The sequence below is a fragment of the Endozoicomonas acroporae genome, assembly GCF_002864045.1.
Taxonomy (GTDB): Bacteria; Pseudomonadota; Gammaproteobacteria; order Pseudomonadales; family Endozoicomonadaceae; genus Endozoicomonas; species Endozoicomonas acroporae.
Genome location: NZ_PJPV01000054.1, coordinates 16412 through 38827, shown reverse-complemented (window position 1 = coordinate 38827; position 22416 = coordinate 16412). Strand labels below are relative to the sequence as shown.

General features: G+C 49.9%; 16 protein-coding genes. 8 read left to right on the top strand and 8 right to left on the bottom strand.

Features of this window, described 5'->3' with window-relative positions:
* Positions 1 to 148: 148 nt before the first annotated feature.
* The 3 genes from CX664_RS09650 to CX664_RS09640 all read right to left on the bottom strand — a co-directional run bounded on the left by CX664_RS09650 (position 149) and on the right by CX664_RS09640 (position 6731).
* Positions 149 to 4060, bottom strand: coding sequence for a YhdP family protein (locus tag CX664_RS09650; RefSeq protein ID WP_180966443.1), 3912 nt, complete (start codon positions 4058 to 4060; stop codon positions 149 to 151).
* 288 nt (positions 4061 to 4348) lie between these two features.
* Positions 4349 to 5827: a ribonuclease G gene (gene rng / locus CX664_RS09645; protein ID WP_101746529.1), complete on the bottom strand. Its 1479-nt coding sequence runs from the start codon at positions 5825 to 5827 to the stop codon at positions 4349 to 4351.
* Positions 5828 to 6143: 316 nt separating this feature from the next.
* Entirely contained in the window at positions 6144 to 6731 is a 588-nt protein-coding gene (locus CX664_RS09640) for a Maf family protein (RefSeq protein ID WP_101746534.1), read from the bottom strand.
* A gap of 262 nt (positions 6732 to 6993) precedes the next feature.
* Between CX664_RS09640 and CX664_RS09635 the strand changes: the two genes are divergently transcribed.
* The 3 genes from CX664_RS09635 to CX664_RS09625 all read left to right on the top strand — a co-directional run bounded on the left by CX664_RS09635 (position 6994) and on the right by CX664_RS09625 (position 11357).
* Positions 6994 to 8169 carry a hypothetical protein gene (locus CX664_RS09635; protein WP_101746528.1) on the top strand — a complete coding sequence of 392 codons (1176 nt, stop codon included), beginning with the start codon at positions 6994 to 6996 and terminating at the stop codon, positions 8167 to 8169.
* Positions 8170 to 8295: 126 nt separating this feature from the next.
* Positions 8296 to 9477 (top strand): hypothetical protein, encoded by a 1182-nt coding sequence (locus tag CX664_RS09630; protein ID WP_101746527.1) that lies wholly within the window; start codon positions 8296 to 8298, stop codon positions 9475 to 9477.
* 455 nt (positions 9478 to 9932) lie between these two features.
* A complete protein-coding gene (locus CX664_RS09625; protein ID WP_145999918.1) occupies positions 9933 to 11357 on the top strand; it encodes a hypothetical protein in 1425 nt (474 codons plus the stop codon).
* A gap of 54 nt (positions 11358 to 11411) precedes the next feature.
* Here CX664_RS09625 and mreD read toward each other — a convergent pair whose 3' ends face one another.
* The 3 genes from mreD to CX664_RS09610 all read right to left on the bottom strand — a co-directional run bounded on the left by mreD (position 11412) and on the right by CX664_RS09610 (position 14346).
* Entirely contained in the window at positions 11412 to 11897 is a 486-nt protein-coding gene (gene mreD, locus CX664_RS09620; protein WP_101746525.1) for a rod shape-determining protein MreD, read from the bottom strand.
* Positions 11897 to 12853 (bottom strand): rod shape-determining protein MreC, encoded by a 957-nt coding sequence (gene mreC, locus CX664_RS09615; protein ID WP_101746524.1) that lies wholly within the window; start codon positions 12851 to 12853, stop codon positions 11897 to 11899. The genes mreD and mreC overlap by 1 nt, the downstream gene beginning before the upstream one ends.
* Positions 12854 to 13308: 455 nt before the next feature.
* Positions 13309 to 14346 (bottom strand): rod shape-determining protein, encoded by a 1038-nt coding sequence (locus CX664_RS09610; protein WP_020585121.1) that lies wholly within the window; start codon positions 14344 to 14346, stop codon positions 13309 to 13311.
* A gap of 362 nt (positions 14347 to 14708) precedes the next feature.
* Here CX664_RS09610 and gatC point away from each other — a divergent pair, with 362 nt between their 5' ends.
* The 3 genes from gatC (at position 14709) to gatB (ending at position 18039) form a co-directional block, all read left to right on the top strand.
* Positions 14709 to 14996, top strand: a complete 288-nt coding sequence (gatC, locus tag CX664_RS09605) for an Asp-tRNA(Asn)/Glu-tRNA(Gln) amidotransferase subunit GatC (protein WP_101746523.1) — start codon at positions 14709 to 14711, stop codon at positions 14994 to 14996.
* A 131-nt stretch (positions 14997 to 15127) separates the two neighbouring features.
* Entirely contained in the window at positions 15128 to 16579 is a 1452-nt protein-coding gene (gene gatA, locus CX664_RS09600; RefSeq protein WP_101746533.1) for an Asp-tRNA(Asn)/Glu-tRNA(Gln) amidotransferase subunit GatA, read from the top strand.
* Between the two features lie 11 nt (positions 16580 to 16590).
* A complete protein-coding gene (gene gatB, locus CX664_RS09595; protein ID WP_101746522.1) occupies positions 16591 to 18039 on the top strand; it encodes an Asp-tRNA(Asn)/Glu-tRNA(Gln) amidotransferase subunit GatB in 1449 nt (482 codons plus the stop codon).
* Between the two features lie 172 nt (positions 18040 to 18211).
* On the opposite strand, the gene nhaD is transcribed toward gatB, so the two are convergent.
* Positions 18212 to 19576 (bottom strand): sodium:proton antiporter NhaD, encoded by a 1365-nt coding sequence (gene nhaD, locus CX664_RS09590; RefSeq protein WP_244910640.1) that lies wholly within the window; start codon positions 19574 to 19576, stop codon positions 18212 to 18214.
* A 328-nt stretch (positions 19577 to 19904) separates the two neighbouring features.
* On the opposite strand from nhaD, the gene CX664_RS09585 reads away from it, so the two are divergent.
* Positions 19905 to 20405 carry an aminoacyl-tRNA deacylase gene (locus CX664_RS09585; RefSeq protein WP_101746521.1) on the top strand — a complete coding sequence of 167 codons (501 nt, stop codon included), beginning with the start codon at positions 19905 to 19907 and terminating at the stop codon, positions 20403 to 20405.
* Between the two features lie 89 nt (positions 20406 to 20494).
* Here the strand turns inward: CX664_RS09585 and CX664_RS09580 are convergent, their stop codons facing one another.
* Positions 20495 to 21463 carry a pentapeptide repeat-containing protein gene (locus tag CX664_RS09580; protein WP_101746531.1) on the bottom strand — a complete coding sequence of 323 codons (969 nt, stop codon included), beginning with the start codon at positions 21461 to 21463 and terminating at the stop codon, positions 20495 to 20497.
* Between the two features lie 281 nt (positions 21464 to 21744).
* On the opposite strand from CX664_RS09580, the gene CX664_RS09575 reads away from it, so the two are divergent.
* Positions 21745 to 22185 (top strand): DUF1499 domain-containing protein, encoded by a 441-nt coding sequence (locus CX664_RS09575; RefSeq protein WP_101746520.1) that lies wholly within the window; start codon positions 21745 to 21747, stop codon positions 22183 to 22185.
* Positions 22186 to 22416 lie beyond the last annotated feature (231 nt).

The window sequence follows — 22416 nt, the reverse complement described above, 5'->3', positions numbered from 1 at the left end:
TATTTTCTGGCTAAGTGGGCAGTTACTATGCAAGGCACAACGTAGGGAGCATAGCCGTAGCTATGTGACCGTAGTTGTAACGCCGCAGAGTGACTGTCCACTTAGTCAGAAAATACGATTTCATTTGGTTAACTACTTATCGGCCGGGTTATTTTTTCGGCTTATTGGAGAACAGCCTGTCCAGGGTCATTTTAGGGTCAGCAAAGGAGCCATGAATCCGGTAACGGATGCTGGCCAGCTGGTCCACCTGTTTGCCCACCAGTCTGTCCGCAATGTAAATAATGCCCGCTACCTGGGGAGCAGTGCCCAGCAGTACGCTGAGAATCGGCAGATTGGATGACACAGGCAGGGTAACCACCAGGCTCAGATCCAGCTGTTCGGTGTTGGTATCGATAGTGCCATCCAGTTTGAAGTCGGAAGACGGCCCTTCGATCACCATGGGTGAATTGAAGGTAATCAGTCCCCGGTTAAAGTTCAGGCTGCCCTTGATTTGATCAAAACTGATACCGGACGAGTAGAGATCGGAAAAGTCCAGCTTTATCCTTCTGGTCAGTGCTTCGGTATTAAAAATACCAAATAATTTAAGTGCTTCCGACGAGCCATTATCGACTTTGCGCAGCCGCCCCTTCTTCAGCAGCAAATCGATCCGGCCTTTCATGGTGGCAATCGAGCCTCCAAGAGGCGATCCATCCCAGTTCAGGCTGGCTTCGAAACGGCTTTCCCTGGCCTCAAGAAAACCTGAAGAGCCCAGGGCTTTCTGCAATGCTGTGATGTCCGTGCCCTTAAGTTCTCCCTGAACCCAGCTGCGCTGTTCACCGTCCATCAGCACCCAGTCTGCCAGACCATTCAGCGACATACCCGACAGCTCACCGGTAATATGATCGATCTTGACACCGTTGGGGCCATGACGAAGTTTAAAACCGATGCTTGCTGGTGTTCGGCTGCCAACCTGAATATGGCTGATGTTCACATCAAGATTGGGCAACGTTGCCGGATTGATGTCCGCCAGGCTGTCCCCGGAATCTAAAGGACTATCCCCGGAAGCGGTTTCAGCAGCAGGCTCTGGCAGATGTACACGGTCAATATAAAGAGACCACGGTGCAGTTTGCTGGTCAGGAATCCATAAATCACCTTTCAGTGTCTGTCCATCAACGGCCAGTTGCATGCCTTTTCTGTCAGACTGTGACCTCTGATTCTGAACCGCCTGCTGAAGTGAAACCGATATATCCGGCCAGAGATAATCCCCATACTTCAGTGATCCGAGGTGAACATTGTCAAGGGCCAGGCGTGAGACCAACTGTTGCTCGACAGGACTACCGGGCTGCCCTTCAAAGCGAGCCTTCCAGGGACCGAGATCCAGTTCCGGCAAAGCACCGGTCACCAGAAATTGATTCCCTGAAGGCCAGACAGCAGAGCCTGTAATAGACTGGGAAGCATTCCCCCCCAGAGTAACCAGGGCAGACTCCGGGGAAAACGCCGAAGTCATTTTCATGTCCAACCGCCCCAGTGTCCCCAGCGTCACACCCAGCAGCTGGTGACCTTCCTTTTTGGTCAGAGAAAACGACAGGGGGAGCGGTGTATCCGCTACCTTACCCACCGGGGCTGGCAGCTCAACGTCAACACCAAGCAGCTCGCTGTCAACCCTGAGTTCAGTGTTATTGTCCGCCAATCCCAGGGATAAGCTGGCGCGATAATCCGTTTCTCCCTCCAGCAAACTGAGCCAATCCAGCTTCAGCCAGTCCTGAAGTGATGACACTGAGGCTCTGCCTGACCAGACAATATCGGTGGAAACGGGTTGTTGATTCTGTACCATCGAACGTATCTGAAATTGAGCCGGCTGATCAAACAGTTGACCAGATAACTGTCGTGCAGTAAGCCCCCGGTCAGTGCTGTAGGAGAGATCACCGGCAATGCCTTTTGCGGCAATCCCCACCTCAGGAATCCCGAAGGTAAACGATTCCACAGCACCACGGATAGCCACTTCAGAACGGCTCGGGTCATTAAGGGGAAGTGTCAAATCAAGTCCGGCATCCAGCTGCCCCTGTAACGTCCATTGCTCTGCTGCACCCTTCATCCAGTCATTAATGGGTGTCCGGGTAAGAAAGTGCTGCAGAGTCTCGCCACTGGCATTCAGCTGACTGCTGATCCTGAGTATTGATGTCCCGTCCAGCGGCACTCGCGCGACTATATCATCCAGTTGGCCACCCGCTGACTCAGCCTGCTGGCCCAGTACTTCCACCCGGTCATCGTTAACATTAACCTGCCCGGCCAGGCCGGTAATCACTGGCCAGTCCGGCGCGTAGTCCAGCTCGCCATTCTGGAGATCAAAAAACAGTCCCCAGCGAGAATCCTGGGGGCCGATATCTCCACGCTTACCACCAGACAGCGCACCGTTATAAATAAACCCGCCCCCTGAGATATCCGCCTTGCGAATGGCGGTATCCAGCCAGTGCACCAGACCGCTGTTCATGGGCAACAAAGCTGGCAGGTATTTGCCCGTATAACGGGCATCACCATTGCTCATGCCCACCGTCAATGCCATATCCAGGGTGTCACCTTCATGCCATTTCAGCGGGATATCAAGCCTGAGCTTGCCTTTCAGATCACCTTCAGCCCCCACCAGGGCGATATCATCCGACTTCAAAATATAAAAGTCATCAATAACATCCCAGTAAAGGCGAGCTTTGGCAGTAGCAAACGTCCAGGTCTCCCGGAACAGTTTGGGAAAGCCCAGCTGGAAGTTCCGGGTATCCAGGTCAAGATAGCCCTGCAGCAGGTTCATCCTTAACTGACCACTGACATTACCCCCGGAAGGAGCGCCGCGCCAGGCAGCCACCGACACATTGTCAAGCCGGGCACTTAAGTCGAAATCAAACGGTTGACGGGATGGGTAAAAACGGATGGCCAGATCCTGCAACTGGCCAATGGGATTCAGGGTATTCACCAGATCAGCCACCGGTTCCGGAAGCGCATCGGTATCCTGTAACCATCGTTTCAGCAGATCCAGATCCAGGTTTGCGGTCGCTACGGTTACCGTATATTCTTCAGCTCGGCCACCGGCCAGATACCAGCTGTTTTCCCACTGATAAACCGTCCCGTTATGCAGGCGGTTTTCCAGATTGAGGCCATTCAGCCAGATCTGCCAGCTGGATTCTGACAACGGCTCCCGGGACAAAACGCCCTGCATAAATACATGGGTCTGCCCGGAAAGATGGTTCAACGCACCAGCGTTATCCCGGTACGTTACATCAGGAGAAGCGATCTCTCCCTGTACTTGCCAGGCCCCATCATCATAAAGCCACCGGGTCTCCAACTGCACCACTGCTGACAGCACATCATCATAACAACCAGACCACAGGACACAGAGCTGCTCAACATCAAGATCACTGGCGACAGCCACTCCCTGCCACCGGGAAAACTGACCAGGGCCGACGATGCCAGAGCCATCGATGGCAAGATAACCAGCACCCGCCTCAAGACGGACCGACAGATTTTTCTGGTCACCATCCGTCACAACAGTCAAATGCTGGCCACGAATATCACTGCCCTCACCATTGGCTTTGCGCATACTCAGGCGGATATCACGAATATCCACCTTCTTTTGCAGGGCAAGCCATTCCAGTGCAGAACTTTGTTGATATTCAGGAGCCTGTAATGATGACCCGGCAACCCGTTGAATACCGGATAGCGCCCACTGGGCACCATCGCCACGGACCAGCTCAACATTGACTCCATTGATTTCCAGGGATGAAAATACCGGCGTCCAGTGTAACAGTGACTCCTTCAGGCTCAGTTCCAAAGCCAGCTGCGAGATACTGAACCCGGCCTGATCTGCCTCTTTACCCTTAAGCGTCAACCCTTGCATGGATAACCATGGCTCGCCATCATTCCATTGCGCAGACATGGACTCAATTTGCAGGTCAGCCTGTAAACGGTCGCTGAGAACACCTGAAAGCTGAGGCAGCAGAACCGGTAAAGCACTGAACATTAGTCGCCCAAACCCCACCAGAATGACCAGAATGGTTAACCCTGTCAGTAGTAGCCGCCAACTCCATTTCATCAAACTATTCAGTAGACGGAGACTGCCAGATGGTGTTTTTTCACCATCTGCCTCATGAATAAACGGAGCACTCCGCCTGAGGCTGTTTACCATCCGCTTCAACAACCGAGTTCCCGCCCTGACAAACCATTGGACAACTGACCATCAGCCAGCCGTATAACAAAAGTGACGCTCAACAAAATATCAATCCAGTAACCATTACCAAATACTAAAAAAACACTACCCGCTTCCCGTTAACCGCGCCCCTGAGAAGCGGGGTAGCGGGCAGCAGGAAGCGGGCAGCGTTCGTTACACCAGAACTACATCAAACTGTTCCTGGGTATAGATCGGCTCTACCTGAAAACGAATAGGCTTCTGGATAAACTCTTCAAGATCGGCGACATTATTGGACTCTTCATCCAGCAGACGGTCTATCACGGTCTCAGCCGCCAGCACCGTATAACTGTCGCCATCATAGGCCCGGACAGCCCGGAGAATTTCCCGGAAAATCTCGTAGCATACTGTCTCTGCCGTTTTCAAGGTACCACGGCCCTCACAGGTTGGGCAGGATTCACACAGAACATTTTCCAGTGACTCACGGGTTCGCTTGCGGGTCATCTCCACCAGGCCCAGTTCACTGACGCCGGTAAAATTGGTCTTGGCATGGTCATGCTCCATGGCCTTTTCAAAAGCACGCTGAACCTGCCGCTGATGCTCCGGATCTTCCATATCAATAAAGTCGATAATGATGATCCCCCCCAGGTTCCGTAAACGGAGCTGGCGGGCAATGGCAACGGCCGCTTCAAGGTTGGTTTTAAAGATAGTCTCTTCCAGATTACGATGACCAACAAAGGCACCGGTGTTGACATCGATGGTGGTCATGGCTTCGGTTTGATCAATAATCAGATAGCCACCGGACTTCAGCTGAACTTTACGGCTAAGCCCCTTGTTGATCTCATCCTCAACGCCAAACAGATCAAAAATCGGGCGTTCGCCGGGGTAATATTCCACCCGGCCGTCAATCTCAGGCACCAGCTTCTTGACGAATTTGGACACCTTTTCAAAGGTTTCCCGGGAATCAATACGGATCTTTTCAATGTTGGGATTGACCAGGTCGCGCATGGTTCGCAAGTGCAGCGGCAAGTCTTCATAGACATTGGCAGGTGCCCTGCTCTCCCGGATATTCTCTTCGATGGTGGCCCACAGCCTGCGCAGAAAGAGAATATCCGCACGCACCTCATCTTCACCAATGCCTTCTGCTGCCGTTCTCAGAATAAAGCCACCGGCACCATCATCACCGCCAAGGCAAGACTCAACCAATTGCCGCAGACGTTCCCGCTCCTCAACATCTTCGATGCGCAGCGAGATCCCAACGTGGTTGTTTTTTGGCATGTGCACCAGATAGCGGGCCGGAATGGAGATATGGGTAGTCAGGCGGGCACCTTTGGTACCCAGGGGATCTTTGGTTACCTGAACCACCAGCGACTGGCCTTCATGCACCAGTTCATAAATCGGGCGTTCCTGGGTCTCTTCCCCGTTTTTTTCGTGGCGGCTGTCCTGCCTGGGCGCAATTTCACTGGCATGAATAAACGCCGCCCGTTCAAGGCCAATATCAACAAAAGCGGCCTGCATTCCCGGCAGGACACGAACCACCTTCCCTTTATAAATATTGCCGACAATACCGCGACTTCGGGCACGCTCGACATAGATCTCCTGCAGCACCCCATTTTCAACCAGAGCCACCCGCGATTCCATGGGCGTGATATTCATGAGAATTTCTTCGCTCATCCCAGTCCCTCAATTCCTTTAATGCATTGACCTGTGGTGCCTCTTTGACTGCCGATGAGTTTCAACCCAGGCATCACAGGTCAATACACTTTCCACCATTTCTTTAGAGGCTGTTTGAGAACAGCTGACGTACTGGTAGAAACAAAGTAGATCAGTCGATCATACCAGCAATTTGCATCCGGTTTTTGCTTCCTGACAAACTTTATACCAAAAACCGTTCCATGATGTTGTGAGAGCGTATTCACGCTCTTTTTTGAACTGCAAAAACGGAGAGAAAATGAGACACCTTAGTTGGAAATAAGATACAGACTACAGATCAGCACGTTTGCCAGAATGGCACATTAAAATCTGACAGAAGTCGTGCAGTCTCCATAAGCGGCAACCCGACAACACCGGAATAGCTGCCAGACAGACTCGCTACCAAAACTGCACCATAGCCCTGAATTCCGTAGGCACCTGCTTTATCGGTCGGCTCCCCGGAGGCAATATAATCATCAATCAACGAATCAGGCAGGTCATTAAACACCACATCCGTAACCGACAACTCAGTTTGCAGCTGACTGCCATCGGTGACCGCTACTGCGGTCATCACCTGATGAGTCTTGCCGGACAGCATCCCCAACATACGACGAGCATCGTTTGAATTCTGAGGCTTGCCGAGAATTTGATCATTACAGACCACCGTTGTATCTGCTGCCAGCAAAGGCAAGTTGGCAGAATCCCGGGTTACTGATGCCTGCCAGCCTGCTGCTGCCTTTTCCCGGGCCATGCGCAGCACGTACTCTGCTGGAGCCTCACCGGGGAATGGGGTTTCATCAATGTCACAGGCCAGTTGATGAAAGGAAACACCGATTTGCTGTAACAGCTCAGCTCGACGCGGGGATTGGGAAGCCAGATAGATCATATTCAACCTTTTTTTGAACAACACAGATTAGAGGGATAGATGCCTGAAGCCTAACGTAATGCAGACGGATTATAAAAGAGTTGGAACTTATTCGTTAGTTAGTGGTCAAAAACTACAGCAAAGCTTTAATACCCGCACACCCCACTCATCCCGAGCGGAGCCAAAGGATGGGAGCACCGCACTTCAATCAGTGCGAACGGTGTGGGTATCAAAGAATCAACTACTTAACAATTCTCTTAATAAAGAAACACAGGAGGTTTCTATGACAGGCCCCACTGCCGGTAATCCAGCGCTCAATCTTCCCCAGAATGCGCAAAATAATGAATGGACCTGCGTAAGCTGGTTTAAAAAAATTTCTGATGCTGTTGCCAGTAAAACATCTCGCTTTTTTGGGCGTGTTGTTGCCGCTGTGCTATCTGTAGCCGCCTTCATTCCTTCACTGGGCGTTGATCTTGTTTATGCAGCCAAGAGCCTGTATGACAGGAAAGTCACCAATCTCCAAACCAGGGTAGAGTGGATAAGAGACATTCATGATAACGATGTCAAAACTACGATGGCAAATTACAACCGTTTTCTGGCAAAGAACGTCTTACATCATCCAGAGGCTATCCCGGAAGCCGCTCACCGACAACTGGTTGAGGCCCTGAATGGTGATATTCCAATTGAGTTGATTACTCCAGACCAAAATGCTTTTACAACATTTAAGTTCGGGGAAGAGCTAAGGACTGGTGAATCCAGACGTTACTACGATATTGGCGATGGACAGGCACTGGCAATGAATAATCGCCCACACCAGTTCTATGATGAATTAATGATGAATAGATACCTGGAAAAATTAGGTGTTCCGACCATTGAAATCAAACCCGCCGTTATTCGTTGGGAATTCGAGGGCGAAAAATACACAATGGCAACCTACATCACAACATCATTTAGCGAATACGCAAAACAAAATGCTTTCTTAATACATATAAGATCTACTCCAGAGGAAAATGAACTACTGAATGGTAAGAAATTGTTAGCAGTAGACGAAGACAAAGACGAAGACGAGTATATAAAGACTCCTGAGAACTGGGATGAGGTTTTAAAGCCACTGGTTAATGATGTTAGAACCCTGATTGATAATGGTGTTTCTACACGTGCCTGTTACGGAATTGCGGCTACCCACAAAGCCATCGTTGTCGGAAAAGGCAATAAATTCCACTCAGGGGGGCCTGCTGAATATGAGATTCGCGCATTTCCTTATGAATTTGTAGACGAAACCACTCAACTGGATCAACTTCCACCTAAAAAGCGGCTTACAGCCAGGGAGGAGGAAGAAATATTGCAACATTATTTCGAGTTAGCCGCTTTTGTTCAATTTAACCCCAAGGCATGGCGCTTGCCAAAAGAGTGGAAAAAACTTGTTAAAGATCTTGTCGAAAGACATATTCGCCGATGAATCTTCCTGTGAAATTGAAACTTATTCACTCAATAGCGGTCAAATCTCTAGGCAATTTACTATAACTCCAAAAATTACTTACAACTTTACAACTATATGGTTTAAAGAGAAACACAGGAGGTTTCTATGTCAGATCCGATTATTGGTAATCCAGCACTCAATCCCTCCCAAAATGCGCAAAATAGTGAATGGACCTGCGTAAGCTGGTTTAAAAAAATTTCTGACGCTGTTGCCAGCAAAACATCTCGCTTTTTTGGGCGAGTTGTTGCCGCTGTGGTAACTGTAGTCACTTTTATTCCTTCACTGGGCGTTGATCTTGTTTATGCAGCCAAGAGCCTGTATAACAGAAAAATCACCAAACTCCAGGATCCTGCTCCAAATCTCCCGGTTATTCCGGGAGCCAAAGTACAATGGCGAAGATACATTCATGATGACGATGTTAAAGCTACGATGGAACGTTACGATCGTTTTCTGGCAGAAAACCTCACTCATCATCCAAATGAGATTCCGAAAGCAGCAGATCAACAATTAAATGAGGCAGCTAAAGGTAGTATGCCCATTGAGTTGATTACTGAAGATGGTGTCAAAACCGTAAAACTCAATGAAGAGCTGGGAGGTGGTGGATCCAAGACTTTCTACGATATCGGCGATGGCCAGGCACTGGCAATGATCAGGGCCCCATACCAATTCTATGATGAGTTAATGATGCTTCGATACCTGGAAAAATTAGGTATCCCTACTAATGAAATCAAACCTGCGGTTATTCGTTGGGAATTTGAGGGCACCACATACACAAAAGCAACCTACATCGCACCATCATTCAGCGAATACCCAAAACAAAATGCTTTCGTATTGGACCACAAGGACTGTGATAAGCTTGCCGGTCAACTGAACGGTAAGAAAGTGTTACCAGCAGGCCAGGATGCATTCACACTTGAGAACTGGGATGAGGTTTTGAACCCACTGGTGAATGATATTAGAACCCTGATTGATAATGGCATTTCCACTCTGGGTGATGCATGCAATGCCATTCTTGTGGGAAAAGGCAACAAATTCCACTCAGGGGGGCAAGCTGATTTTGAGGCGCGTGCATTTCCATTTGATTTCTCAAGCAAAGTCGAGCAGTACGATCAGCTCCCCGTTAAAAAGCGGCTTAAAGCGAAAGAGGAGGAAAGAACATTGAGGGCCTATATTGAGCAAGTCGTTTTCATTCAATTTGATGCCACGGCATGCGCCTTGCCAAAAGAGTGGAAAGGCCTTGTTAAGGACCTTGCCAAAAGATACCTTCGTCGAAGAAACTTCCTGTGAAAAAGTACCGACAGATTTCTATCCCGGGAGAATCCCGGTTCAGTTTTTCTGCCTGCATTTGCCTTTTCCCAGCGGGGGGGCTCACCGGGAAAGGGCTTTTATTAAAGGCCATTTTCTGGCTGAAAACATCAATTTGTTGTAACAGCTCAGCACGATGCAGCCATTGGTAAGCAAGATGGATCTTACTTAATCTTAAAAGAATTGAAACTTATTCACTGTATAGTGGTCTGAACCAATTGATAATCAATTATATCCCAAAATCATCATTAACAACTACATGATTTAAAGAAACATAGGAGGTTTCTATGTCAGACCCGCTTATTGGCAATCCGGCACTCAATACCGATCAGACCACAGTAAAGCGCAAATGGACCTGCGCAAGCTGGTTTGACAAAATTTCTGAGGCTGTTGCCAGTAAAACATCTCGCTTTTTTGGGCGTGCTGTTGCCGCTGTGGTGTCTGTAGTAGCATTTATTCCGTCACTGGCGGTTGATCTTGTTTACGCAGTCAAGAGCCTGTATGACCGAAAAGTTACCAAACCTCAAACTATGACTGAAAACCAGCTGCCAGTTAGCAGACCACAAACTACAGCTCAATCCCCGATACCAGAGAGAAGGTCACAAACTACAGCTCAAAACCCGATGCCAGAGAGCGGGCAACAAACTACAGCCCAAAACCCGACACCAAAGAGCGCGACACCAAAGAGCGAGTCACAAACAACAACTCAAAACCCGATACCAAAGAGCGGGTCACCAACTACAGCTCAAAACCCGACACCAAAGAGCGGGCCACAGACTACAGCTCAAAACCCGACACCAAAGAGCGGGCCACAAACTACAGCTCAATCCCCAATACCAGAGAGAAGGCAACAAACTACAGCTCAAAACCCCATACCAAAGAGCAGATTTAAAAGTACGGCTCAAAAACGAATGGCAGAGGGTGGTTCAAAAACCCTGACTTCAAACCTTCAAGTTATTCCCGGAGCCAAAGTACAATGGCAAAGATACATCATTGATGACGATGTCAGAGATGCGATGGAAAGATACAATCGTTTTCTGGCAGTTAACGTTTCACATCATCCTGAGGAAATTCCAAAAGCAGCCTACAGTCAATTGGAGAAGGCAAGAGATGGCGGTATTCCCATTGAGTTGATTACTCAGGATGCCGTTAAAACAGTAAAACTCAAGAAGAGTCTGGGAGCTGGTGCATCAAAGACATTCTATGATACTGGTGATGGCCAGGCACTGGCAATGAATGCGGCCCCACACCAATTCTATGATGAGTTAATGATGCACAGTTACCTGAAAAAATCAGGTATTCCAACCCTTGACATCGAACCCGCTGTTATTCGTTGGGAGTTTCAGGGTATCAAATACTCAATAGCAACCCATATCGCGCCATCATTTAGCGAATACGCCAAAGAAAATGCTTTTGAAGTGATCAGCAAAACCAGTCTTATGATTTTTAATCATCTAAACGATAAGAAAGTGTTATCAGAAGGCCAGAAGTCGTCCATACTTGAAAACTGGGATGCGGCTTTAACTCCACTGGTTAAGGATATTAGAAACCTTATTGATAATGGAGTTTACAACCCGGGTGACGCCTTCAATATGATTCTTGTGGGAAAAGGCGCTAAATTCCACTCAGGAGGTCCTGCTGATTATGAGGTTCGTGCATTCCCAATTGATTTCTCAAGCAAGATTTTTCGCTATGACCGTCTGCCCGTTAAAAATCAGCTGACAGCTGAAGACGAGAAAACAATATTGAAGGCACATATCAAGCAAGCAGCTCTTATTCAATTCGATGCCAATGCACACCAGTTGCCAAAAGATTGGAAGCGTCTTGTTGATAACCTTGCTGAAAGATACCTTCGCAAATGAAGACCTCGGTAAAAAGGCAGTGTGGGTTTTCCAGGAGGCCAATGAAGTAGCCTCCTAGACCACCCGGAAATAGCGCCTCAAAAAACGCAGTCCGGACATAACCCAGGGCCAGATAAGCGCGCTGGATAATGAAGGCAGCAAATACCAGACAGAGGGAATCGTATTCCCTGCAGCACTGCGAACCCACAGTAGCAGCAGTTGATAAAAACCTACCATCAGGAACACCATGAAGGCCTGTTGCCAGACAGGAAATAACCTGAGCCGCCGATGCAGGCTGAGCACAATAAAAGCAATCATGGTCATCCCCAGGGAGTTCAACCCAAACAGACTTCCCTGAAACACATCCAGCAGCAAACCAGTAATAAAGGCAAACAGCAAACCAAACCGCTCCGGCAATGCCAGAACCCAGTAGATAACCACCAGCGGAACCCATGCCGGACGAACCAGTGATAACCATTCAGGCAATGGCATAATACTGAACATTGCCCCTACCAGCAGGGTCATCCACACCACCCAGTGGGCATTAGCCTGCTGAACCATTATCGCCGCACCTCATCTGTTTTCTTCTCTGCCTTGGTCTTTGAAACACCTGTCTGGGCAGCATTGATCGGCTCAATCAGGCCAGAGACTTCCCGAAAAACCAGAAGCACAACCCGGCTTCTATTCACTTCAGCAAGAGGCTTAACTTCAATAGAGGCAAAGGCATCGCCGGAATTATGGATAACCCGGGTAACCACCCCCACCGGGTACCCCTCGGGATAGATGCCGCCCAGCCCCGAACTGGTCAGGAGATCACCCTCCTGAAAATCTTCAGTAACCGGGATATGCTGCAATTCAAGGCGATCCGTACGACCGGTCCCCGTAGCAATAGCTCGATATTTGGTTCGGTGATTTTGTACAGGAATGCGGGCCGCCACATCGGTCAGCATCAACACCCGACTGCTGACCGGGCTGACCTCAATGACCTGCCCCATCACGCCATGAGCATCGAGAATGGCCTGCCCTTCGTAGACCTTGTCAATGGCTCCCTTGTTAATGATCACCCGGTGCCGGAAAGGATCAGGGTCAACACCAACCACCTCGGCAACCAATACCTGCTCATCCACCAGTTCAGAAGAGTTCAGCAACTCCCGCAGGCGGATATTCTGGGCTGTTAATGAGGCAAGCTTCTGAACCTTCTGTTCAAGAATCAGGTTTCGTGCCTTGAGACGGGCGTTTTCCTGAAGCAAGTCGTTGTGCGACATCACCACCTGTGAAGCGGTTCCCCAGATACGCCCGGGCAGATCAGCAAGAAACAGGACAGGCGTAGCAGCAACAGTCAGCCACTGGCGAACCTGTGACAGGGCGCGATAGCTATGATCAAAATACAAAATCGCCAATGACAGGATGATCAGCAAAACAAAGCGCGTGACCAGAGACTGGCGTTGACTGAAAATCGGTTTAATAACCTGCTCCTTATACCAATTCCACCTTCTAAATATGAACTGCGCAGCCATTTTGAACAGCTGGATCTTCGTTGGAATTCCTCGCAATAGCCCTGCTATTACTCGTCATTCCGCCTTGCCCAGCTGTCCAAAATGACTTGCTCAATCTTTAGAAGGCGGAATTGGTATTACCAGGCCTCAAATTAATTGCCTTGAAAAGGCCATATCAAAAACCTGAAGCACCGTCCTATCGACACCCATGTCTGGCTGACAATTTTCAGTGATCAGCTATTTAAGGTGATGAGTTCAACACTTCCCGGAAAAGCCGCGATTACCGAAAAAACACTGATCACCTGAAGAGGACTGCTAACTTTGCCCAGGAGCCTGTCGGACTTAAGCGTCCGTCTAGGAGGCTGTCCGAGAATAGACTACCCTACTGCGGTGGCAGACCAAAATAGCAAATCAGCAATACCTCGGGAAGAAATATTGCTGATCATTTTCCAACAGGTGCTTGATTAACAGAGCCGTTAATCTGTGGATAACAGGTCCATACGGTGCTTATCCATCATCTCGATGGCCCTGCCGCCGCCACGGGCCACACAGGTGAGCGGATCTTCAGCGACCAGAACCGGCAGGCCGGTTTCTTCACTGATCAGTTTATCCAGATCCCGCAGCAATGCACCACCACCGGTCAGAACCAGGCCACGCTCGGCAATATCCGAAGCCAATTCCGGCGGTGATTGTTCCAGGGCACTTTTCACTGCCTGAACAATCGCCGTCAGCGATTCCTGCAGCGCTTCCAGAATTTCGCCACTGTTCAGGGTAAAGCTCCGGGGAATACCTTCCGCCAGGTTTCGCCCGCGCACATCAATTTCCAGCAGTTCATCACTGGGGTAGGCAATGGCAATTTCCTGTTTGATACGCTCAGCAGTAGCATCACCAATCAGGCTGCCGTAGTTGCGGCGGACATACGTCACAATCGCGTCATCAAAACGGTCACCGCCAATGCGCACAGATTCAGAGTAGACGACACCGCTAAGGGAGATAATGGCAATCTCCGTAGTACCACCACCGATATCCACAACCATGGAGCCACTGGCTTCTTCAACCGGAAGTCCGGCACCAATGGCGGCCGCCATGGGCTCTTCGATCAAATACACTTCCCGGGCACCCGCGCCCAGTACCGATTCACGGATCGCCCGCTTTTCAACTTTGGTTGATTTGCAGGGCACGCAGACCAACACACGAGGGCTGGGCTGAATAAAACTGTTCTCATGCACTTTGTTAATAAAGTGCTGGAGCATACGCTCGCAGACATCAAAGTCCGCTATCACGCCATCCTTCATTGGACGAATAGCGGTAATGTTGCCGGGGGTTCGCCCCAGCATCCGCTTGGCATCGGCACCAACAGCCACTACGCTTTTCTGAGTACCGAGATTGCGGATAGCAACCACAGAGGGTTCATTTAACACTATGCCCTTTTCGCGGACATAGACCAATGTGTTGGCTGTTCCAAGATCAATCGAGAGATCGCTGGAAAACAAGCCACGTAACCTTTTCAGCATGTTATGGTGTACCTTGATTCAAGGCTTGGGTAATTCCAGAAACTCTAACAATGCTGCCTCCGGAGGGCAAGCAGCAATTGTGCTCTGTGGAAGCTGTGCCTGAATCATTTATCTCAGGAAAAGCATTCAAACAGCGGCCTTATAGTGGGATTTACCGAAAAACCGGGTGACTGTCCGTGTGTTTTGTTAAACTGCAATCCTCTATTTTTACACCAATCAGCCCCCCATTTACCATTCCAGCAGAGATGTTTCCGGTAATCATCCCATAGATCACCCGATAAATCCTTGAGAAATAGGTGGGCAGCCCATACATTAGCTTCTTATTTATTTGATTGTTATTCATTTATGGAGAACCATTACCAATGGCCATCGACGCCTCTGGAGTCAAAAAGGTTGCAAAACTTGCACGTCTGTCCATTGACGACGATGCAGTGGAAGTAACCGCTGCCACCATCAGCAGCATACTGGAACTGGTCGATAGCATGCAGGCCGTTGATACACTGGGCGTGGAACCCCTGGCACACCCTCTGGATGCCATCCAGCGCCTGCGCCCTGACCAGGTCACCGAAGAAAACCAGCGAGAGCAATTACAGGGCTGCGCGCCTGCCGTTGAAGAAGGCCTCTTTCTGGTTCCCCGTGTTATTGAGTGACACGTCAGAAAATATTGCAGCAGTGATCGTGGTAGAAACGCCGAAAAGGCATTATTTTCATAATGACTGCTCTGAGTCCGGTAGAAGCTGAGCCTCTTCTATACAATACGACTTCCAACCGACCGAATCCCATGTACGATAAAACCATTGCAGAACAGAGCCGGGCATTAGCCAGTGGCGAAATATCCAGTGTCGAGTTGACACAAACCTACCTTGACCGAATCAGGCTGTTCGATGGTGACATCAACAGCTTTATTACGGTGACTGAAGCGTTAGCCCTGGAACAGGCAGCCGCCGCCGACCAGCGCCGTGCGGCGGGTGATGCCAACGCCATGACCGGCATTCCCGTTGCCCATAAAGACCTGTTCTGCACACAAGGCGTAAAAACCTCCTGTGGTTCAAAAATGCTGGACAACTTTATTGCCCCTTATGAGTCCACCGTCACCGGCAAATTCAGGGATGCGGGTGCCGTTATGCTGGGCAAAACCAATATGGATGAGTTTGCCATGGGCTCTTCCAATGAAAACAGCCATTATGGCCCGGTCAAAAACCCATGGGACAAATCCGCCATCCCCGGCGGCTCCTCCGGCGGTTCTGCGGCAGCTGTAGCAGCCCAGCTGGCGGCTGGCGCTACCGGCACGGATACCGGCGGGTCCATTCGCCAGCCTGCCTCACACTGCGGCATTACCGGAATGAAGCCAACCTATGGCCGGGTTTCCCGGTGGGGTATGGTGGCCTACGCATCAAGCCTTGATCAGGCTGGCCCAATGACCCGCTCCGCTGAAGATGCCGCCATTATGCTGAACACCATGGCGGGCTTTGATAACCAGGACTCCACCTGTCTTGACCATGAAGTACCGGACTACACGGCAACACTGAATGACTCCCTGGAAGGCCTGACCATTGGGCTGCCAAAAGAGTACTTCGCGGCCGGACTGGACAGTGAAGTGGAACAGCAGATCCGCAATGCCATTGCCGAATATGAAAAGCTCGGTGCAAACGTCAAGGAGGTCAGCCTGCCCAATGCCAGGCTGTGCATTCCTGCCTACTACGTGATTGCCCCGGCAGAAGCCTCTTCCAACCTGTCCCGCTTTGACGGCGTGCGTTTCGGGCATCGCTGCGAAGACCCGAAAGACTTGATGGATCTCTACATTCGCAGCCGCAGCGAAGGTTTTGGTGAAGAAGTCAAACGTCGTATTATTGTGGGTACCTACGCCCTCTCGGCTGGCTACTACGACGCCTATTACCGCAAGGCCCAGCAGATCCGTCGCCTGATCCGTGATGACTTCCTCAACGCCTTTAAAGAGTGTGATGTCATCATGGGCCCTAACGCCCCGACATCCGCCTTTGACATTGGCTCCATGAGCAATGATCCGGTCGCCATGTACCTCTCGGATATCTATACACTGTCGGTTAACCTGGCGGGCCTGCCCGGATTATCCGTTCCTGCTGGCATGGCAAACCAGCGCCCGGTCGGCCTGCAGATCATTGGCCAACACTTTGATGAAGCCCGTCTGTTGAATATTGGCCACCGCTTCCAGCAGGCGACCGACTGGCACCAGAAATCTCCGGCATTGGTTTAGGACACAGTAATATGCAATGGGAAACCGTTATCGGACTGGAGATTCACGTCCAGCTCGCCACCAAAACCAAAATATTCTCCGGTGCATCCACCGCTTTTGGTGCCGCACCCAACACCCAGGCCTGCGCGGTAGACCTTGGTCTGCCCGGCATCCTGCCCGTGGTTAACGAAGAAGCCATCAATATGGCCATCAAGTTTGGCCTGGGCATCGATGCCGACATCAACAAGGTGAATGTTTTCGAGCGTAAAAACTACTTCTACCCGGATCTGCCAAAAGGCTACCAGACCACCCAGCTGGAAAAGCCAATAGTGGGCGCTGGTCATGTGGATATCACCTTGGCGGATGGCTCTACCAAGAGTATTCGCATCCACCATGCTCACCTGGAGGAAGATGCAGGAAAAAGCCTGCACGAAGACTTTCACGGTATGTCCGGCATTGACCTGAACCGTGCCGGGACTCCCCTGATTGAGATTGTCACAGAACCTGATCTCCGCAATGCCGAGGAAGCCGTGGCCTTTGCCAAAAAGCTGCACTCCATTGTCACTACACTGGGCATCTGCGATGGCGATATGTCCCAGGGTTCCATGCGGTTTGATGTTAACGTCTCCGTTCGCCCTAAAGGACAACAAGAGTTCGGTACCCGCACAGAAACCAAAAACCTGAATTCCTTCAAGTTTATGGAAGCTGCCATCCTCAAAGAGGTAGAGCGCCAGATCGACCTGATTGAAGATGGCGGAACCGTTATCCAGGAGACCCGTCTCTATAACGGTGATACCGGCGAAGCCCGCTCCATGCGCAGCAAAGAAGAAGCGAACGATTACCGTTACTTCCCCTGCCCTGACCTGCTGCCGGTTATTATTGACGACAGTCGTCTTGAAAAACTGAAGACTGAAATGCCTGAAATGCCAGATGCCAAAAAAGCACGTTTTATCGCTGATTTTGGCCTGAGCGATTACGATGCCGAAATACTTTCTGCTGACCAGGGGACGGCAAACTACTTTGAAGCCACCGTCCATGCCAGTGATGATGCCAAACTGTCTGCCAACTGGATTATGGGAGAACTGTCCAGATCCCTGAATCAGAACAGCATTGCCATCAGCGCAAGTCCGGTGACTGCCGATATGCTCGGCGGCCTGATCAAGCGCATCAAAGACAACACCATCTCCGGCAAAATCGCCAAAGAGGTCTTTGAAGTACTCTGGCAGGGTGAGTGCAGCACGGCCGATGCAGTCATCGAGAAAAAAGGCCTCAAGCAGGTGACCGATACCGGTGCCATTGAAGCCATGATCGATGACGTTCTGGCCAACAATACCCAGCAGGTTGAGAATTATCGTGTGGCTGAGGAAGACAAGCGCGGAAAAATGATCGGCTTCTTTGTGGGTCAGTGCATGAAAGCGTCCAAAGGCAAGGCCAACCCCGGTATGGTCAATCAAATTCTGAAACAGAAGCTGGATGGCTAAACTTTAACAAACGCTTCCCCCTACTTCCTTGAGCTGGTAGAAGGGGGAAGAGCGCGGGTAAATGCTGGATGCACTACTCAAATGCATATCTGAATGGAGCAAACGAAAGGCTTGATTTTCAAACCCTTCAGATAACGTTTCTTTTTTACAGCCCCTGAAGATCCCCCCCTGATTAGCTGTTCACCAGAAAGTGAACCCAGATACTGGCCGCATACCCCAGGGCAATGGCCCAACTCCAGCGGAGATGGGTCATAAAGGTGTAGCCACCTTTCGATGTCCCCATCAAGGCAACACCAGCAGCGGAGCCGATGGATAGCAGACTGCCACCCACACCTGCGGTCAGCGTTATCAATAACCACTGGAAGGCGTCCATTTCAGGATCCATTCCAAGGATGGCAAACATCACCGGAATGTTATCGACAATGGCAGAGATTATACCGGCAATGATATTAGTCCACGTTGCCCCGAGGTCGGCATACATGGTTTCCGAGGCAAGGTCGAGATAACCGAGATAGCGCAGACCACCCACCGAGAAGATGACACCAAAGAAGAACAACAGTGTATCCCATTCGGCATGGGCCACTTCCTGGAAGATATCGATTTTATCCTCTTTGGCCCGGGGACGCGCCGTCAACCGGCGGTTACTGGTCAGCCCCTGAATATTCATGACATAGGTATAGAACATCAACAGGGCGAGACCGGTCATCATCCCCATAAATGGCGGCAGACCTAAAGCTTTCTCAAAACTGACCGCCAGGAAAATGGTCACCAGGAAAAGACAGCAGATGGCAATACCACCACGACGAATGGTACTATCCACTCGCACACCCACCGGACGCCCTTTCTCAATGAAAAAGCTCATGATGATGGCCGGTACCAGATAATTAACCACCGACGGTATAAAGAGGCTGAAAAAGGTAAAGAACTCAAGCTTGCCTGCCTGCCATACCATCAGAGTGGTAATATCGCCAAAGGGGCTGAAAGCACCACCAGCATTGGCAGCAACCACCACATTGATCATGGCCAGGGTAATAAACGCTGGTCTTCCTTCACCTACGGCCATGATCACCGCGCCCATTAACAGCGCAGTGGTAAGATTGTCGGCCACCGGAGAAATAAAGAACGCCATAGCGCCGGTTATCCAGAAAAGACTTCGGTAATTAAAGCCCTTGCTGATCAGCCAGCTGCGTAACGTGGCAAACACCTGCCGGTCTTCCATGGCATTAATGTAGGTCATGGCCACCAGCAGAAAGAGGAACATCGCCGCATACTCTTCCAGATCATGCATTACGGCCTGTTTCAGTTCTTCGTGGGAAACACCCTTCTGTGTAGCAATAAAAGCAATCAGTGCCCAAATGATTCCCGCCGCCATAATCACCGGTTTGGACTTACGCAGATGAAGCTGCTCTTCGGCCATCACCAGGCAGTAGGCAATTACAAAAATGGCAATGCAGGCCCAGGCTAACGGGCTGGATGTTACCCCCAGCACATTATCGCCAGCCAGAGCGGTGGTCGGCAGGCAGGCTAGCGCTCCCATTGACAGGCGTCTTTTCATTATTGTCATCATAACTTCGTCCCACAGGCTCAATCTGAAGCCAGTGCTAAATTGGTAAATTTAAAGATCGCGAAGGATACCTATACCGAGAGCAGAGTGCAAAAAAGCAGCAAATAACAGCAGCATTACGCAGTGGCAGGATAAACAGGCAAGACGATACGAAAGCCAATAGCGATATGAAAAAAAAGTTATTAATACTTTTTTAGCTTAAAAACCGCTTTATATTGAACAATAATTCAACAGGTTTGCGTATAGACTTTATAGAACAGCTGTTCAATATTTTCGAGAATGATTTTTGAGAGAGTGTCTGATGTCAATCGCTGCAAAACTTCAGGCTTTTTTAGCTCACAACCAGGTCGATTATGAAGTGGTCAGTCACCCTTATTCAGACCGTGCACTCAACACTGCCCATGTCGCCTGCGTTCCCGTTAAACATATGGCTAAAGCCATCGTTCTTCAGGATGAGGAAGGCCACGTAATGGCCATTGTTCCCTCCATGAACAAATTAATGCTGCGCTGGATAAATACCAAACTGAATCGCCATCTTCACCTGGTCAGTGAACAAAGTCTTGAGGAGCTGTTCCCGGACTGTGAGATGGGGGCAGTACCGGCAATGGGCATAGCCTATGGCATGAAAACCTGCTGGGATGATGAACTCAACGCCGTTCAGGATCTTTACCTGCAGGGAGGTAATCACCGGGAACTGGTGCATATTCAAAGGGAACAGTTTAAGCAGTTGCTGCAAGGCCAGCCTCATGCTGCCATCAGCTGTGATCCGGATGAAGCGGAGGCTTATGCAACGGACAACTAAGGAATTGAGCCTGAATAATTTCCTTTTTTGCCACAGAGGAAAAGCTTTTTGCTTTTCTCCGTGTCTCTGTGACTCCGAGGCAATCTCTTTTAGCGGATCATCTTCTTTACAAACAAGACAACAAAAAGCGCCAGAGAAAAGCTGCCAGTGAATGCTTCACAGGCAGCAACAATCCGGGACAGCCCCAGCGGGGTCAAGTCACCATAGCCAAGGGTGGTAAACGTCACCACGCTGAAATAAAGACAATCAAGCCAATACCGGAGATTCTGGAACAGATCCTGATTCTGGCTGAACCGGATAACCGTATCACCGCCCTGAACCCCGGTGAACAGATAGAGGAAAGAGCAGAACACAATCAAAGCCACGGAAAAAAGCACCACTCGCAGCGGTGATTCACCATAGCCACTGATCCTGTCAACCAGATAGGAAAGCACCCGCTGCCGCGAGCATTTTGGCATCTGCAACCGATGGAAGACCCTTTCCCGATAATAAAAATGACCGGCCTCTCTCATCATGCCGAGGTTTTCACAGTGTCGGCGAATATTTCTGGCAGACTCTTCCGCTTCTTCAAATAACGCCATGGCATTTTCAGGATGGGCGGCAGCTTCCTGTTCTTGATAAAGCTTACCCCCCCACTTCACATGATCCAGCAGACTGTTTCTCAGATTCACCCCCAGCAGATTACAGCCTTCAAGATTTGCCCTATGCAGATTGGCATTGGAAAGATTTGCTTTTAACAGTCGGGAGCCCGATAAATCCACACGATAAAAATGCCCATTACAGAGGCTGGCCCTGCTCAAATCACAGTTAACCAGTTGATATGGCTTGCCACCACTGTGGTTCACCAGGTTAACGTTGTCCAGATTAGCCCTGCGGAGAATAAAGCCTTCCATGGGCAGCCCGGTTTCTGCCCTGTTTTCCAGCTTCGCTTTTACCTCATCTCCGGTTTTATCCACATCAGGATCATGCCAGAAGCAAAGCTGGCTGCCTGACTCCGCCACATCTTTGCAACGACCATATTGTCCGAAAAAAGAGCACTGATGCTCGGTCTTCTGCACCTGATTCAAACCCCGGGCCCTGTATTCTGATGACAGTTTCTGCTGAAAACCATCATCTTCCCTGCTGTGCTGACTATATCGGCCCACTGATTATGGTATTTACATCGCCAGTGACTTTACAGACAGCAAACTTTTCAACACACTGAACGCCTCTCTGATCAATGTGGGACCCTCCATGAAAATTCTGTTTGTACACTCCGCCCACGATAAACCGGGGTCTACGGGTGAAAAAACGTGGAGCCATATATTTCACCACCACCTGCAAGAAGGAACCAACAACAATGAATAAATCCGCGCACTACATCCTGCCTTTACTGTTATTACTTTCCAGCCATTGGCTACACGCTGACGTCCCGGAACTTACCTGTCCTGAAAGCCCGAATTGCGTCAGCAGCCTCGCTTCTGGCAAACAGAATATTGCCGCCCTTTCCTTTGATCAGTCTGATACCCAGGGGATCAAGAAAAAACTGTTAGCCACTTTGCAGAACTGGCCCAATGCAGAGATTCTCAGCAGTAATGACCAGATCATTATTACGGTGTTCACCACCCCCTGGCTGAAGTTCAAGGACGACCTGATACTGATTATTCGTCCGAACGGCACGGTTGATGTGCGCTCATCCTCTCGCGTCGGCTATTACGATTTCGGTACCAATCGCCGTCGTATCGAAAAGTTAAGAGCAGCGCTTGGTGATAAAACCAGCACGGATGCCGAGTTAAAATAGGATCCGATACCTTTTATCAACCTAGCTCCTGAAGCGTGTAAGCTTTGCTCACTTTTTCTGCGCTTTTCTGGCGGCTTTAAGATAATCCAGCCTTTGCTGGATTATCTCCTCACGAAGTGCTTTTTTCTTTTTAGCCCGGATCTCTTTGGCCGCCTTAAGAATGGCTTTTTGCCAAAATACACCGGACCTTCATTGGTACCGGAGACACCTCAAGCATGACTTGTTCAATAA